Source organism: Cupriavidus sp. FW306-1B-F12B (assembly GCF_058781795.1).
Genome location: NZ_JBYSXC010000004.1, coordinates 352722 through 368306, shown reverse-complemented (window position 1 = coordinate 368306; position 15585 = coordinate 352722). Strand labels below are relative to the sequence as shown.

Sequence of the window (15585 nt, the reverse complement as noted above, 5' to 3'; positions counted from 1 at the left end):
GGCATCACTCCAGGTTGGCCTTGTCGAGCCCGAACGCCTTGTCCGACGACCCAGGCACCATGCGGAATGCCACGTTCAGGCGGTTCCAGGTATTGATCGCCCCCACGAGGAAGGTGAGGTCAGACAGTTCCTTCTCGCTGTACTGGGTGCGCACGCGCTCATAGATATCGTCGGGCACGCCTTCGGCGGGAAGCCTGGTCAGCACCTCGGTCCAGGCCAGCGCGGCGCGTTCGCGCGGCGAGAACAGCGTCGACTCGCGCCAGATCGCCACATGATGCAGGCGCAATTCGCGCTCGCCGTGGATCTTCGCCATCTTGATATGCATGTCGACGCAGAACGCGCAGCCATTGAGCTGCGATGCGCGAATCTCGACAAGCTCGCGAATGGGCTGTTCGATCGTGGTCTTCTGGAACAGCGCGCCGAACTCCATGAGCTTCTTGGAAAGTTCCGGGGATTGCTGGAAGTAATTCGTACGTTGGGTCATGTTTGCTCCTGGTGATCTGCTCAATGTGGGACTGACGAACCGGTGCTGCTTACGTGGGCATGCGCCCTGCGGACTATCGTTGCTGCGATTGACGCAGCCATTCCTCTAAGCCGATGCGCCCGAGGCGCGCCTCGCCCAACGGCACCAGCGAATGTTCCTCGACCCGGCCGCCGAAGTAGCGGGCCTCGGGGTCGCGCACGACTTCACGCGGGTCGCCCACCGCCTTGAGATAGCGGGCGACGATCTCGTTGAACGGGGCTCGTTCCGGGCCGGCGATCTCGACGATGCCGTTTCGCGGTGGTGCGAGCGCTACATCGGCAGCGAGTCCGGCGACGTCGTCCGCAGCAATCGGCTGGAACAGCCCAGGCGAAAGGCGGACGACATTTCCTTGCGCACTGGAATCGGCGATGCCGCCGATGAATTCCATGAACTGGGTCGAGCGGATGATGGTGTAGGGGATGCCCGAGGCCTCTATCAGTTTTTCTTGCGCGACCTTGGCGCGGAAATAGCCGTTTTCGGGCGTCCGGTCGGTGCCGACGATGGACAGCGCGACATGGTGCTGAACGCCCGCTGCGGTCTCCGCCGCGTGAAGGTTGCGGCCGGAAGTCTCGAAGAATGCCAGCACCGCCTTGTCTTCAAACGATGGGGAATTGGCAAGGTCGATCACCACCTGGGCGCCGGTCAGGGCCTCCTGGAGCCCCTCGCCAGTGATGCTGTTGACACCGCTCCTGGGCGAGGCGGCCATGACCTCGTGGCCGCCCTGGCGCAGAATGGCGACGGTCTTCGAGCCGATCAGGCCAGTCCCGCCAATGATGACAATCTTCATGATGCTTCTCCGTGCTGAGGAAGGTGGAACGATTCCATGTTAGGGAGCGCGGCATCCCCGCGCCAGATCGACTCGGAGCGCCGGCTCGTGGAATAGTCACAGCGCGGGCAGCAATCGAGCAGCAGCAGGTTGAGGAGCTTCATTGCAGCTCCATGCAGAAGTGGAGGCCCTTGGCGAGCAGGCCGGAACGGAAATAGAAGCGCTGGGCCAGCGCGTTCGCGAGTGCGGTATCCAGGACAAGTCGCTGGCAGCCTTCTGTGCGTCCAAGCTCGCAAAGCGCTTGCAGCAGACGCTCGCCGTGACCCTGCCCCCGGCCCTCGGCATCGGTAATCAGGTCGTCGACGTACAGAAAGCGCCCGTGGATCAGGTTTTCAAGACGCCGATATCCGGCCAGCGCAACAGGTTTGCCGTCGTCCCAGAGCGCGAGCAGCCGGTACCCTTGTCCACTTTGCACCATGACGGTGTCGAGAAAGTCTTCCGGCATTTGCAGCTTGGGGCGCAGTTGCCGCATGACAGGGAAGCAGGCGCGGATCTGGGCCTCCGTTTCCGCATGTCCGAGCGTCAGGTTCTTGGTCATGGTGCCGATGCGTGCTGGTTTGTGCAGCCTTCAATGTAGTTGAGCGATGACACAGTCAACAGGCACATGTTTATCGATTTCAACTAGGCCATCGACCATCGACATATGACGGTATGACCTAAGAGTGGTTTGTCATGCGATCGACCAGGCAGCGAATGATGGGCGTGGCCGACACGACAACCGGCAGCATGGTCAGCCAGGAAACGCTCCAGGACCTTAGCCAGTGCTGAAAGAACAGGCCTTCTTCTGCAAATGGAAGGCTTGCGATGGCAGCAGCGATGGAGCAGGTCAATCCGGCCTGGATAACACCATAGGCGAAATAGCTGTAGCGCGAAGGAATCTTAGGCATGTGAGTCGCCTCTATGCATTCTTTGAACTAGACAGTCATGCACCCTGCCATTGCCGCGCCAGGGGCTGGCGCCCTGGCGCACGACAGGCGCTACGCGGCTGCTCCAACCTTTCCTGCCAACCGCTGCACGGTTTCGTTGGTATCCCACAGCGCGTTTGCGATGAAGCGGAAGTTGACCAGTGCCGCGTGATATCCGTCCCCTTCGGGTAGCTTCGGCCCTGCAACGGCGTCGCGCACGACAGCAACTTCGAAACCTTGCTCCAGCAGATCCCGCAGATGGGATTCGACGCACAGATTGGCGGCCATGCCAGCAAGGATGACCTGGTCGACGCGCTGCTTGCGCAATTGCAGGACAAGGTCGTTGGCCTGCGGGCCGTACAGCTTGTGCGTGGAGCAGATGATGGTCTTGCCATCCTCGATATACGGCTTGAGTTCCGGCATGAAGTCCGCGCCCGAGTCACGGAATCCGTCCAGGTTCAGCGCGCCCGGACGGTCGAACATGCCGATGGCATGCTGGAACATTTCGGCGGGGCCCTGCACTTTCCATGTGTGGTCATGGGGAAAGTAATAGTGGGGAGAGATGGCGACCGTGATGCCCGCCTGTTTTGCGGCCTCGAACAGACGGACTAGGTTGGCCACGAGGTTCTGCTCCGTCACGCTTTCTCCGACCACGCCCCAGCTGCGGCCTTCGGGGCTCATGAAGTCGATCTGCGGGTCAATCACGACGAGCGCGGTGCGTGGCAGGTCCAGCGTAATGCCGGACTTCGGCAGAGCCGGATCAACGGGATCTGCATAGAGGGTGTGGTGGTTGCACATGGGAAGTACCTCTTATGGTGAGCCGGTCTGCCGGCGCCTTCGTGGGGTCCGGCAGATGCGGCGTCGTTTCAACTACGGATGAATGCCAACAGGTCGGCGTTGAATCTATCTTTGTGGGTGTCGGTGAGCCCATGCGGCGCACCGGGGTAGACGATCAGCTTCGCGTTCCTGACGAGCTTTGCCGATGCGCGTCCAGCGGCGTCGATCGGCACGATCTGATCGTCGTCGCCGTGGATGATCAGGGTCGGCACATCGATCTTCCTGAGATCCTCGGTGAAATCGGTCTCGGAGAATGCCTTGATCGAGTCGTACGTACTCTTGTGTCCACCCTGCATGCCCTGCGCCCACCATGCGTCGATCAACCCCTGCGACGGCTTTGCACCGGGTCGGTTGAAGCCATAGAACGGCCCCGCCGGCACGTCCTTGTAGAACTGGGACCGATTGGCAAGTTGTGCGGCACGCAGGCCGTCGAATACTTCGATTGGCAGTCCGCGCGGATTGGCGGCGGTCTTCACCATCAAAGGCGGCACGGCTGAAACCAGCACCACCTTTGAAACGCGTCGCGTACCGTGCCGGCCGATGTATCGGGCCACCTCGCCACCACCCGTGGAGAAGCCCACCAGGATAGCGTCCCGCAGGTCGAGCGTCTCGAACACCGTGGCCAGATCGTCGGCATAGGTGTTCATCTCATTGCCATTCCATGGCTGACTTGAACGGCCGTGGCCACGACGGTCATGTGCAACGGCACGGTGCCCTTCCGAAGCAACAAGGATCATCTGGGATTCCCAACTGTCCGAGCTCAGTGGCCAGCCATGACTGAATACAACGGGGCGACCGGCGCCCCAGTCCTTGAAATAGAGCTGGGTGCCGTCCTTTGCCGTGATGTAGCTGCCTGAAGCCTTGCCGCTTGCCTTTGCGGTGTTCGCCTTTTCTGCCGACGGTGCTGCCGCCGCAGGTCCGGGCAAGCCGGAAGCCACCAGCGCGCCGGCTGCGGCCGCGCTGCCCAACAGCAGGTTACGTCGCGATAGGCCTTGGTCGAGGCTGCGATCTGAAGACATGGTGAGACTCCTTTATTGGCGCGTGCGCGCGTTGCCTTGAATAGGTCTGAGCGTCAGGTGCCTGGTCATGGTGCCGATGCGTGCTGGTTTGAGCAGGCTTCAATGTAGTTGGGCGATGACACAGTCAATAGACACATGTTTATCGTTTTCAACTAGGCCATGCCCTGAATATATATGACCAGTCGTCTATTTAAAATCGCAAAAAAATCTCAGTACAACAAGCGCTTGAGGGTGACTTGCAGAAATCGTCGGCAGGCGTCGCCATTGCGCTCGACCTTGCTGCGCAGGACCGCCCCTTCCCAGGCTTCGATAATGATGGACGCGAGCTGCGCGGAATCAACGTCCGCTGGCAGTTCCTGGCGCAGCCTGGCCTCATCAAGGCAGGCTGTGATGATACCTTCCCAGCGCGCCAGAATGCGCTCCAGAGCCGTTCGGACTTCACCGCTGGTATTGGACAATTCGAGAGAAAGGTTGCCCACCAGGCACCCGAGCCTGAAATCTTGTGCCGCGTGGTCCGCCACCAGCAACTCGAACAACTTTTCGATCCTGGCCAACGGCGTGATGCGCGCGTCATACATCACTTTGCCATGGCGTTGCTCAATGGCATCCCAATAGGCTTCGAGCACTTCGGCGGCAAAGGCTTCCTTGCTGTCGAAATAGCTGTAGAAGGAACCCTTGGGAACATCGGCGGCAGCGACGATGTCCTGCACGCCGGACCCGTTGAAACCGGCGCTGTGAATCACACGACCACCGTCGATAAGCAGCCGGCTACGGATTTCGGGGTTGGGGGGTCTTGGCACGTCGCAATAGTTAGTGAGCAGATGGGAAGGACAATAGACGACTGGTTGACTATTTGTCAAGCGCCCGATGGCGATCGTCTATGCTTTCAGCGCGCGCATCAGCTCGGCAACCAGGCGATCGGCTTCAGTCTGAGTGCGCAGATTGGTAAACCCCATCATCAAGCCACGCCGCCCTGGCGCACCGTACCGCCAGGCGGTCAGCGAATGGACGGCGAATCCTGCCTTGCGCGCACGACGGGCCATCGCCAGATCGTCAAGATCGTCCCTGACGTCGATCAGAAGGTGCATGCCGCCATCCTGCAGGCAAACAGTGAAGCCGTCCGTCTTGTATGGCGCCAGCGCCTCGGCCAGCATTGCGCGTCGTCGCGCGTAAAGCGTGCGCATGCGTTTGATATGCCGGGCGAAGTGCCCCTGCGCAATAAACTCCGCCACCACGGCTTGCAAGAGTTCGGGGCAGCCGCCATGCACCGTGCGCCTGCAGGCCAGATCCATGGTCGGCACCAGACTTTGTGGCACGACCACGTAAGCGAGCCGTAGCCCCGGGTACAGCACCTTGCTAAGCGTGCCGCAATAGATCACCCGGTCGCATGTGTCCAGGCTCTTCAAGGCCGGCAACGGGTGGCCGCGGTAACGAAACTCGCCGTCGTAGTCGTCCTCGATGATCCATGCGCCCCGCTCACCGGCCCAGTCGAGCAGGTCGACGCGACGTTGCAGTGTCAGTGCCACGCCAGTCGGGCTCTGGTGCGATGGCGTCACTACGGCCAGGCGCGCCTCTGGAAAATGCTGACGCCCAAATTCGACGTCGAGGCCATGATCATCCACTGGCACATTCCGGACCTGCAGGTTCAGGCGCCTGAGTGACTGGGCAGTCGGAGGGTAGCTGGGATCCTCAACCCAGGCGCTTTCGCCCGCCAGCCTGAGCGCATCCGCAATCAGCGCAAGGCTGGCCGTATAAGCCGGCACGACGAACACCTGGTGCGGCTGGGCGTCGATGCCCCGTGAGCGCTGCAGGTAAGCGGCCAGCGCTTCTCGCAGCGGGCCAAATCCGGCTGACGCCGGCCTGGTCAGCGAGCCGGCGCTGCGTATTTGCCGCGCCATCAACCTCGTCCATAGTTTTCGCGGGAACTCATCCAGCGCGGGAAGCCCCAGTTGCAACGGCGCGGGGATTCCACCATCCGTTTCGAGTGAAACCTCGGCAAGTTCCTGGTCCGGTGGCGTGCGGCTGGATCCAGCCGCGGCGGCCACGCGGTGGGGGAGCGATGGCGCAATTTGCTCGGAAACGAACGTTCCCGCAGGGCCTCTGGCGATGAGGTAACCTTCACCCAGGAGCCGCTCATAGGCGACCTGAACGGTCCCGCGCGCCACGCCGAGCTCGCCCGCAAACGCACGCAAGGATGGCACCCGCTGCCCGGGTTTCAGTTGCCCTTGCTGGATCGAGGCACGAATCCGAGCGTAGATCTGCTCATGCAGCGGCGCTGCGTTGGATGGGTCCTGAGCCGGTGACTTCGTCATAGCCTGGCAGACGTATCCGGGCAGTGCCGCAACGCCGATGCATGGGAACGCGAATCATTGCCGGCGATGGCAACGGATCGGATGTGGGTGTGATCTTGACCTCCGATCATACCCCAGGGCGCGCATCCGCCGGGACCCGGCCCGTGACGGCCTGAGAAAGCAAATGGGCGGAGATTCAGAGTCTCCGCCCATGCCCCTGAAGGCATGGGCGATGATGCGCTGCGCGTGATGTGCATCGATGAGGCCGCCTTCCGCGAAATCCTGAGCCGTCTCGTGAAGTGTCTTCAGCAGTTTGCTAGCCATGGTTCGCCACCTCGATCAGTTTGCCCTGCGCAAAAAAACGCCTGCTGGGCAAGCAGGCGGCAGGGAAGTTTCTCGCGACGGGACGCACCCGGGAGAATGCGGAGCGATCGGGAAGACGCTCCACGGATGCAGTATCGCGCCCGGCGCGTGACCGCTCCATCAGGCATGCCTTAAATCGGCCGTGTAGTTGGCACCCTGCGTGCCGCCTTGCGACTCCAGCCCGTCTGCCAGCTGTTCCAGTTCAGCATGGAAAACCTGCCAGTCCGGACCAATGGCAACCAGCCCCGAGCGCCGGACCGCCTGCTCCAGCCAGCGGCACGCCTGGCTCTGCAGCGCATGGCCCATTACCGACAGCGCCCCGGCCAAGCCGTGCAACCGTTGGGCAAACGCTTCGGCGTCGCCCGCCAGCAGCGCCTCGGCCAGTGCGCGCTGGTCGCGCCGCAGCGCGTCGGCATGCAGCAGTGTGTCGCCGCCTGCATGCTGGCCCGGCGTTGCCCGCGCGGCCATATGGGCGCCGGACAGGTCTTCCAGCAGTAAGCGCAGCGTGCCCAGCCCCACCGGCTTGGTCAGGCATCGGTCGATGCCGGCCTGCTGGCATCGCTCGGCCACATCGGGCCCCACGCTGGCGGTGACGGCAACGATCGGCGTGGCCAGGCCGGCATCGCGCAGGCGCCGCGCCAGCGTGAAGCCGTCCATGCCAGGCATCTGCAGATCGGTCAGGACCAGGTCGTAGTGCCGGCCCGATGCCATCAACAGGGCCTCGGGCCCGTCACTGGCCAGATCGACCTTATGCCCCAGATTTTCAAGCTGCTCCCGCATCACCACCTGGTTGATCGGATGGTCTTCCACCAGCAGCAGCGCCAGCTGCGCGGCAGGCGCATGCTCGCGCGCCGACAGCGGCGCCTGCGTTTCCGTCACCTCCACGCCTGCCGCTGCCGCGATCGCCGCGAGCAAGCCGCGCCATGCATAGGGCGATGCCACCACCGGCGTCTGCGTCAGGTCCGGCACTGCCGGCGCCATGGCCGACACCACCACATCGGCGTCATTGCAGCGCGGCATGGCCTGCTCGTCGCACACCAGGACATCGACCGGCGTGGCCGGCGGCGCGGCGGGGTCATACTTGACCGCCCGTGCGCCATAGAACTGCAGCAACTGCTCCACGCCCTGGTAGAGCTCGCGCAAGGTGACATTGAGGCCGACCGTCAGTCCACGCAGCGCGGTCCGCGGCCAGGCGTCGGCCGACGCCGCGGCACCGGCGCTGGCCAGCGGCAGGCTGACGGTAAAGCAGCTGCCCAGGCCGGGCTCGCTGACCACCCGTATCTCGCCAGACATCAGTTCGACCAGCCGGCGGCAGATCGACAAACCAAGGCCAGTGCCGCCGTAGTGGCGCGTGTCCGGCTGCTCGGCCTGGACGAAAGGCTCGAACAGCCGGATCTGGTCTCGCCCGGCGATGCCGATGCCTGTGTCGATGACGCGGATTTCCACGCTGCCGCCCGCCTTGCGCATGGCCGTGACGATCACCTTGCCTTGCTCGGTGAATTTCACCGCATTGCTGACCAGGTTGGTCAGGATCTGTTCGAGCTTGACCACGTCAGCCATCACCGGCTCTACCAGCGAAGGATCATTGATGCAGAGCAGGCGCAGCTGCTTGCGCGCCGCTTCCGCGGCAAAGCGCCGGGTCACCTCCTCGACGACTTCCTCGACGCGGCACGGTCGCAGCTGCAATGACATCTGCCCGGCCTCGATCTTGCTGAAGTCCAGCACGTCATTGATGATGTAGATCAGCGACTGCGACGCGTGCTGCATCACCGCCAGCTGATCACGCTGGCGCAAATCGAGCCGGGTCATGCCGAGCAGCTCGATGCTGCCCAGCATGCCATTGAGCGGCGTGCGGATTTCGTGGCTCATGGTGGCCAGGAACGACGATTTGGCATGGTTGGCGGTATCCGCCGCGCGGATCGCCTCGCGCAAGCGCGCTTCGCTGCGCCGCGCCTCGGTGACGTCGTTGAGTGCGTACAGCACGGCGGCACGACCTTCGTAGGTAATTTCTACCAGCCGCACCTCCAGGGACCGCATCTCGCCGTTGCGTCCGGCCATGTCCACCTCGAAACGGGGCAGTACCTGCGGCGGGCCTTCAGCATTGGCATGGCCGCCGCTCAGGCGCGCGTCGCAGGCATCTTGCAGCTGCGTCAGCCCGGCGGCAGTGGCCTGCTCGATGATGGCCTTGGCGGCGGTATTGGCCAGCAGCACTTGCCGCGTGCTGCGCTCGACGATCATCAGGCCCACCCCGGCCACTTCAATCACGAAGCGCCCGAGCGCATCGCTTTCCTGCAGGCGCAAGGACTGGCGCTGCGCCGGGCGCATGATGCGGCGGTCGATCAGCCAGATCCACGCCAGGATCAGCATCGACAGCGAGCCGCTCAGGCCCAGCATCCACAAGGCGTTCCTCCGGAACTGGTGCCATACATGGCCCAGTTCGACCACGCCGACCGTGCGCCAGCCCCACGCGTCAAGCTGGTATTCCAGCACGACGACATGATCCAGCAGCCCTTGCCATACCAGCGCCGATCGCACCCTGCCCGGGTGCGCACCCTGCGCTGCCAGCGATGCCGCGACCGGCTGGCCGAGGGCGCCGGCCGGCATGCCGTCCGCGCTCAGCACCATGCCGCCATCGGTCACCAGCATGAAATCGCCATCGATGGTCTGCCCGTCCGGCAGCATCGGCGACAGCGGGAACTCCATGGCCAGGATCGCGGCCGGCTCGCCGCCGGCTTGCACCAGGGTGGCGAAGGTCACGGTGCGCATGCCGCTGACCCAGTCCTGCGCCGGCGGCAGCACCACCGCCTGGCCCGGGTGGGCGCGCAGGCGTGCGACCAGCGCGTCATTGCGCAGGCGCGCGAGCGTCTCGCGCAGGAAGGTCCGGGGCACGCCATCGCGCTGCATGAGCGCGCGTGCCGGGTCCAGCCGGCGCGGGATGACATAGAGCTGGTCGGCCTGCAGGTCTACCAGGTAGGCGTTCTGCACCTCGCGGTATTGCTGGTTGTTGACGCGGAAAGTGAACGTCATCATGTCGGCCAGGCTTTTCAGCCTGGCGGCCGGCGCCCTGGCGGGGGCAGGCGGGACCAGCAGCGGGCTGTACTGGCGGTCGCCCCGGCGCCGCAGGCGGTCGGTCCATTGCTCATCGCTGACGGCAGCCAGTTCATCGGCCAGGCCGATATCGGAAAGCCGCGTCAGCGATCCCTGCGCGCGCACCGTCAGCGCCTCGGCCCAATGCAGCTTTGCCTGCAATTGCTCGGACTGCGACTGCAGCACCATCTCCTGACGCTCGACCGCCTCGTGCAGGCGATAGCGCAGCAGCACCCCCCAGGACAGTACGGTCAGTCCCAGCACGCAGGCCGAGAACAGGTAGACCAGATAACGGATCTGGCGAATGCTCAACGGCAACGCGGAGCTGCTGTCGATCGACATCAGCCGTTTCATTGAATACCTCGTCTTAACATCGAGACTGTCCGCAGCGTCCGGCCAGTGCATGGGTCGTAGTGCACGCTGCGGCAAGCGGCGTGCCGGGCCTCACAACATGCCGCGCCGGATGGCAAAGGCGGCAAGCTCCACGTCGTTCTCGGCGCCGATCTTGCGCATGACGCTCTGCTTTTGCGTACTGATCGTCTTGACGGTCCGGCCGGTGCGCAAGGCGATCCCGGTAACGGACATGCCCGACAGGTAGAGGCGCAGCACTTCGCTTTCACGCCTGGTCAGCAACTCCGCCCAATCGCCGTCCGGCGGACCGCTGCAGGACCTGCCCCAGATCAGCGTGCAAGCGATTTCCGATACGGAAGCCAGCCCCAGGTATGCCATCCAGACCGCCTTCATGATCTCGTCGACGCCGTCCCTGGCGGTCACGACATTGCGGCAGCCGTCCTTGAGCAACTGCAGTACGGTGGCGCGGTCGGCGACGTTGGCGATCGCGACCACGCGCTGCCCGCCCAGTTCGGCGAGCCGCGTGCCAATTCGCGCATAGCCGGAAGGCTCGCGGTCTTCGGTGTCCCACAGCGGGTAACGCAGTGTCACGACATCACACGAGCCTTGCCGCAGCGCTTGCACCAGGCTCGGTTCGTCGCCCACCACGCCGGCCAGTTCGATGCAGGCGCTGGCCGCGAGCCGCCGGCCCAGCAAGCGACGCATGACAGGTTGCGAGTCCGCGATGATCACCCGGATTTTTTCCATGGCGCCTTAGGCTCCAGCGTTGTCATTCCTGCGTTCAGGATGAACCATGCGCCTGGCTTTCGAAATCAGCCAAGCCTGAAAAAAGCGGGGATATTTCCGAGGGGAGGAATAGCGCACTCGCCGTCGCACGGCAGGAGCCGGCCGGCATCGGCACAGTCAGGAGTGCTGTTCAGCGGAGGGAGGGGAAATGCGACGCGGCCCGGGGACCGGCCCGCAAGGGAGGGGACGATGCCAGGATCAGGGGCCGCCCAGCAGGCCGTTTGTCCTGGCGTACTCGTAGAGTTCGTAGTCGTTGGTCAGGCCCAGCTTCTTCATGGCGATGCTCTTCTGCGCGCTGATGGTCTTGCTGCTGCGGTTGGCCTGGCGCGCAATCTCGATGACCGGGACACCAGCTGCACACTGCCGTATCACTTCCAGTTCGCGGCGCGTCAGGACCGGCCGCTGCGACGGCTCATCCAGGCCACCCGAGGCCAGGATCGCACGCACCGATGCCGGCTGGTAGCTCAGCCCGCTGAACGCGGCACGTACCGCCGGCACCAGCTCCTGGACCGGATCGGTCTTGTTCAGGATCACGGAAATGCCGACCTTCTGGATATTGCGAATCAGCGCCGGATTATCCAGCATGGTCATCACCACGATCCGGGTGGTGGGATAACGGCGGCGCAGCATCTGCAGCATCGGCAGGCCGTCGCCAAACTGGCCGCCCGGCATGGAGTAATCGGTCACGATAACGTCGCAATCCGTGCTTTCAAGCAACTCCACCAATTGGGTGGAATTTGCGGCACTTCCGACGATTTGCGTGCCCACTTCGTTCGCCAGCACCCGGCTCATCCCGTCAAGCACGACGGGGTGGTCGTCTGCGATGATTACCTTGATCATTTAGGATCCCCCTTGTTTTAATCGGCTCTGCGGCCGCCTACCGGTGCGCCGCCGAACCGTGCCGGCATTCAATGCCGGTCATTTTCGCTGATCTGAATATTAGGAGTCTTCCGAAAAACCCAAATTAAGGCATTCCTTAAATAGTATCCGGCCAATCGCGTCGGGCCGCATGCTGGCTGCCCTCATGGTTTTCAGGATCGTCGAAGTATGCGGCAAGATACAACGCCAGGTTGTCGACATGGGCTTGCACGGCTGCCAGCGCCTGGGCGGCATCCAGCTCCAGTTCCCGGCACAGTTCGACGATCTCCTCGCCATCTTCGGCATGCGCCATGGCCCCCCTCATACGATGGGCATGATGGCGGATTGCCTTCAGTTCCCCGCTGGCTGCCGCGGCGGATAGTTGCTTGAAATCCTCGCGCATGGTGCGCTCCAGCAACGCCATGCTGGCAACGTTATCCTCCACGCGGGCGGAGCCAGCCGTGCCCGCGGCCCCTTGTGCCAGGCCAGGCACATGCGCCGGCAGCACGTCGCGCAGACACTCGGCCAGGTCGCCCAGCAGGATCGGCTTGGACAGGTAGCGATTCATGCCGGCCTCCAGGCAGCGCTCGGCCTCACCCTGCGCGATGCTCGCGGTAAGCCCGACGATGGGCAGCGTTGCCCCCTGCGCGCGCAGCCTGCGGCTCAGTTCGTAGCCGTCCATGCCGGGCATGTGGACATCCGTCAGCATCACGTCAAACTTGTGCTGGCGCAACACGGCAAGCCCTTCTTCGCCACTGGCCGCAAGCGTCGGCCGGCAGCCAAGGCGCTCAAGCTGCTGCTGCATCAGCAGCCGGTTGTAGGGATGGTCGTCGACCACCAGTATCTCCAGCCCAAGCTGCGGCGTGGGGTCGACAGGCGCAGCCAGCGGCGGCGCACTGACCGGCGTCATGCCGGCCGCCTTGCAAAACGCCCGCAGGATGCCCGCCTGATGATAGGCATTGACCAGCCAGCTGCCGGCGATCAGCTGTGGTTCCGCCGGGCCATCGGCGCGCAAAAAGACCAAGCCGGCATAGCCTTCGGGAATGGCCTCGATGTGGCGGGTGGCAACAAGCAACACCATCCCCGGTTCCGGCGCCGGCCCACGGCAAGCGACCGCCCTGCAGCCCATGGCGCGCAGATTGTCGATGGCATGGTTGCGAATCTCGTCATTTTCCGACAGCACGGCCACCGGCGGCAACACCGGCTCCACCTGTTCGCGCGGCCCGGCTTCCGGCAACCTCAGCAATACTCGGAAGACGCTGCCCTTGCCCGGTTCGCTCTGCACGGAAATACTGCCGCCCATCAGGGCGGCCAGGCGTCTGCAGATCGACAAGCCCAGGCCCGACCCGCCAAAGCGCCTTGCGGTCGAAGCATCTGCCTGCACGAAAGGCTCAAACAGCCGCGCCTGGACCTCTGGCGCAATGCCTGGCCCGGTATCCGCCACCTCAAGCCGGATGCCGATCCTGCCGTCCGCATCGGGCGCTTCGCTCTGGGGCGCGCGCTGCAGGCGCACGATGACATGGCCCTCTGCCGTGAATTTCAGCGCGTTGGCGAGCAGGTTGCCGATAATCTGGCGCACCCGCACCGGATCCCCGATCAGGCAAGGCAAGCCGGGCTGTGGATAGAACGGCAGCGCAATGCCTTTTTGCAGCGCGATCGGCGCCTGCGCGCGAACCGTCGATTCCAGCAGGTCGACCGGATCGAACGGCACGGCGTCCAGTTCGATCTGGCCGGCTTCCGCGCGGGAGTAGTCAAGCAGGTCATCCAGTATCTGCAGCAAGACTTGCGACGAGGACTGGATGGTCGACAGCATCTCGCGCTGGCTGTGTGCCAGCTTTGTCAGGGACAGCAGCTCCAGCGTGCCCAGCATCCCGTACAGCGGCGTCCGGATTTCGTGACTCATGGCGGCCAGGAACTGCGATTTGGCGGCGCTTGCCTCATCCGCCAGCTGGCGTGCGCGCGAGAGCGCGCGGTGCGCTTCGCGTTCGTCGGTGACATCATGGATCGCACACAGCAGTACGTCTTCACCCTCGAAGCGGGTGTGGCGGCCGACAACCAGCAAGTCGCGTGCCCCCCCGTGGTCGGATGGCACCTGCAGCTCCAGCCGCGCGGGCTGGTCACCCCGCCGCGCCAGCATCTCGTCCAGCCATGGCCGGCCCGCCGTGCGCGTGTCGAGCGGCAGCCATTGCGCGGCCAGCGCGTTCTCGACCCGTACATGCGCATCGGCTGTGCGCACCACCCGCAGGCCGACCGGCGCGGCCTGCATCACGGTACGGTTGAAGCGTTCGCTATCCTCGATCCGTTCAGCGTTTTGCTGCATCGGCACCAACACCCGGCGCCGCAGCGTGCCGGCACCGGTCAGCACCGCGAGCACACCAAAGCCGTAGAGCAGAAGCGCAGCCGCCAGCGCCGGGCCATGATCCGCCAGCGCCTGAGACAGCGGATAAGCGTAGGCCGCGCGCCAGCCACGGTCGCGTGCCATGAGGCCAATCATCAGGCTGCCCTGCTCGAACCAGTAGGCGACGTTTTGCCGGCTGCTGCCCAACTCACGCGCCACCCGCTCACCCAGAGCTTGCGGGCGCAGCCAGCCGGCGTCGCTGCCCTGGTACAGCAGTCGCCCTTGCTCATCGAAGAACATTGCCCGCCTGCCTGACGCGGGGTGCGTGGCATCCGGGATGCTGACGTCGTCCATCAGCGCGCGTGCAGGAATGGCCGTCGCGCCATACGCCACGAGATTTCCGCTGGCGTCGCGGACTGGCAGGAAGCAGCTCAGGATCGGGCCCCGCTCGATGGTGCCCTGGTATGGCCCGGTCCACAGCGGTGAGGCGACCGGCGTCTCAGGTTGCGCTTCGCGCGACCGGTTCGCCAGCGCTTTGGCCCAGTTGCTGACAACATCAGCGACCAGCGGCCCGCTCAACGCCAGCGCACCCGGAAGCGCCGGTGTCACGAATGCCTGGCTCCCGTCAGCAGACAGGAAAACCGAGCGCATCCCCTGCGGCGCCTTACCCCAGTATGCGCGCTCGAAGATGGCGAATCGAACGATGTGCGAAATCGTGTCGGGACGCCCCGCCGCTGGCGCGGGCGCGCCCGTCAGCATGGTGGCCTGATTGGTCAGGCCAGGCACTTCGACGGTACGGGCACTGCCTGGAGGCACGCCCGTCAGCATGGCTTCGAGCTGGCCAGCCAGGCGGTCGCTGCGCGCCAGCCGATACTCCGGCCCGGAGATTTCTGCCATGCGCCGGATGAAATACTCGTGCGTAGACTTTACCTCCAGAACCGCGCCGAAATGCAGGCGGTTGGCCGACGCCTGTTCCCAGAGGATGCGCTCAAACAGGCTATCGAGGAACAGGGCAAGGAAGCTGCTGATCACGACGATCAGCAGGGCAACGACAACGGTGAGCAGGCGTCCGTGCACCTGCGTGTTCGCGCGAGACAGCCAGTTGACCATTGGCGACCCTCCTTCTCGGCAACCTGCCTGAGGCCGGTCCGGGCACCGGGCATCAGCAAGTGCCCACGATGGATATGGCAATGCCTCCGGATTATGCATCAACATTGCGGATCGTCGGGGCCGCCATGCCCAGGATGCAGGTGGCCGGCGTGCGCCGGGGAGGCAGAGCCGAAGCTGGCCAGGGGGCATATGCCCCGGCATAAGCGGGGCATGTCAAATCAGGACATGGCGAGTGACGCTGGTGCTGCCTGGCGGCAGCACCAGGCTTCTTGCCGCGCGTGCTTGCGCACG

The 15585-nt window shown here is 64.2% G+C and carries 13 protein-coding genes; all 13 read right to left on the bottom strand.

The window, feature by feature from the left end:
- Positions 1-4 precede the first annotated feature (4 nt).
- A complete protein-coding gene (locus tag AC3WLE_RS09845) occupies positions 5-484 on the bottom strand; it encodes a carboxymuconolactone decarboxylase family protein (protein WP_035824143.1) in 480 nt (159 codons plus the stop codon).
- 73 nt (positions 485-557) lie between these two features.
- Complete coding sequence (locus AC3WLE_RS09840; protein ID WP_492317283.1) at positions 558-1310, bottom strand: SDR family oxidoreductase; 753 nt, start codon at positions 1308-1310, stop codon at positions 558-560.
- Positions 1307-1453, bottom strand: coding sequence for a hypothetical protein (locus AC3WLE_RS09835; protein WP_492356044.1), 147 nt, complete (start codon positions 1451-1453; stop codon positions 1307-1309). Before AC3WLE_RS09835 ends, AC3WLE_RS09840 begins: the two co-directional genes overlap by 4 nt.
- Positions 1450-1887, bottom strand: coding sequence for a GNAT family N-acetyltransferase (locus tag AC3WLE_RS09830; protein WP_492317282.1), 438 nt, complete (start codon positions 1885-1887; stop codon positions 1450-1452). Before AC3WLE_RS09830 ends, AC3WLE_RS09835 begins: the two co-directional genes overlap by 4 nt.
- A gap of 118 nt (positions 1888-2005) precedes the next feature.
- On the bottom strand, positions 2006-2236 hold the full coding sequence (locus AC3WLE_RS09825; RefSeq protein ID WP_035824137.1) for a DUF2798 domain-containing protein: 231 nt from the start codon (positions 2234-2236) through the stop codon (positions 2006-2008).
- 90 nt (positions 2237-2326) lie between these two features.
- Positions 2327-3052: a cysteine hydrolase family protein gene (locus AC3WLE_RS09820; RefSeq protein ID WP_492317281.1), complete on the bottom strand. Its 726-nt coding sequence runs from the start codon at positions 3050-3052 to the stop codon at positions 2327-2329.
- A gap of 68 nt (positions 3053-3120) precedes the next feature.
- Complete coding sequence (locus tag AC3WLE_RS09815; protein WP_035824135.1) at positions 3121-4110, bottom strand: alpha/beta fold hydrolase; 990 nt, start codon at positions 4108-4110, stop codon at positions 3121-3123.
- Positions 4111-4319: 209 nt separating this feature from the next.
- On the bottom strand, positions 4320-4853 hold the full coding sequence (locus AC3WLE_RS09810; protein ID WP_492363573.1) for a TetR/AcrR family transcriptional regulator: 534 nt from the start codon (positions 4851-4853) through the stop codon (positions 4320-4322).
- A 135-nt stretch (positions 4854-4988) separates the two neighbouring features.
- Positions 4989-6422, bottom strand: a complete 1434-nt coding sequence (gene pdxR / locus AC3WLE_RS09805; RefSeq protein WP_492356046.1) for a MocR-like pyridoxine biosynthesis transcription factor PdxR — start codon at positions 6420-6422, stop codon at positions 4989-4991.
- Positions 6423-6884: 462 nt separating this feature from the next.
- Complete coding sequence (locus AC3WLE_RS09800) at positions 6885-10205, bottom strand: hybrid sensor histidine kinase/response regulator (RefSeq protein WP_492351603.1); 3321 nt, start codon at positions 10203-10205, stop codon at positions 6885-6887.
- Between the two features lie 90 nt (positions 10206-10295).
- Positions 10296-10907, bottom strand: a complete 612-nt coding sequence (locus tag AC3WLE_RS09795) for a LuxR C-terminal-related transcriptional regulator (RefSeq protein ID WP_492317277.1) — start codon at positions 10905-10907, stop codon at positions 10296-10298.
- A gap of 279 nt (positions 10908-11186) precedes the next feature.
- Entirely contained in the window at positions 11187-11828 is a 642-nt protein-coding gene (locus tag AC3WLE_RS09790) for a response regulator (protein WP_492317276.1), read from the bottom strand.
- A gap of 136 nt (positions 11829-11964) precedes the next feature.
- The gene (locus AC3WLE_RS09785; RefSeq protein ID WP_492356047.1) at positions 11965-15294 is read right to left on the bottom strand and encodes a hybrid sensor histidine kinase/response regulator; all 3330 of its coding nucleotides are present in this window, start codon (positions 15292-15294) and stop codon (positions 11965-11967) included.
- Positions 15295-15585: the final 291 nt, after the last annotated feature.

What these genes read in the sequence shown, in the direction of transcription:
- AC3WLE_RS09785 (WP_492356047.1), bottom strand. Translation starts at nt 15,294, where the DNA reads ATGGTCAACTGGCTGTCTCGCGCGAACACGCAGGTGCACGGACGCCTG.
- AC3WLE_RS09795 (WP_492317277.1), bottom strand. Translation starts at nt 10,907, where the DNA reads ATGCGTCGCTTGCTGGGCCGGCGGCTCGCGGCCAGCGCCTGCATCGAA.
- AC3WLE_RS09790 (WP_492317276.1), bottom strand. Translation starts at nt 11,828, where the DNA reads ATGATCAAGGTAATCATCGCAGACGACCACCCCGTCGTGCTTGACGGG.
- pdxR (WP_492356046.1), bottom strand. Translation starts at nt 6,422, where the DNA reads ATGACGAAGTCACCGGCTCAGGACCCATCCAACGCAGCGCCGCTGCAT.
- AC3WLE_RS09830 (WP_492317282.1), bottom strand. Translation starts at nt 1,887, where the DNA reads ATGACCAAGAACCTGACGCTCGGACATGCGGAAACGGAGGCCCAGATC.
- AC3WLE_RS09815 (WP_035824135.1), bottom strand. Translation starts at nt 4,110, where the DNA reads ATGTCTTCAGATCGCAGCCTCGACCAAGGCCTATCGCGACGTAACCTG.
- AC3WLE_RS09825 (WP_035824137.1), bottom strand. Translation starts at nt 2,236, where the DNA reads ATGCCTAAGATTCCTTCGCGCTACAGCTATTTCGCCTATGGTGTTATC.
- AC3WLE_RS09820 (WP_492317281.1), bottom strand. Translation starts at nt 3,052, where the DNA reads ATGTGCAACCACCACACCCTCTATGCAGATCCCGTTGATCCGGCTCTG.
- AC3WLE_RS09800 (WP_492351603.1), bottom strand. Translation starts at nt 10,205, where the DNA reads ATGAAACGGCTGATGTCGATCGACAGCAGCTCCGCGTTGCCGTTGAGC.
- AC3WLE_RS09845 (WP_035824143.1), bottom strand. Translation starts at nt 484, where the DNA reads ATGACCCAACGTACGAATTACTTCCAGCAATCCCCGGAACTTTCCAAG.
- AC3WLE_RS09840 (WP_492317283.1), bottom strand. Translation starts at nt 1,310, where the DNA reads ATGAAGATTGTCATCATTGGCGGGACTGGCCTGATCGGCTCGAAGACC.
- AC3WLE_RS09835 (WP_492356044.1), bottom strand. Translation starts at nt 1,453, where the DNA reads ATGAAGCTCCTCAACCTGCTGCTGCTCGATTGCTGCCCGCGCTGTGAC.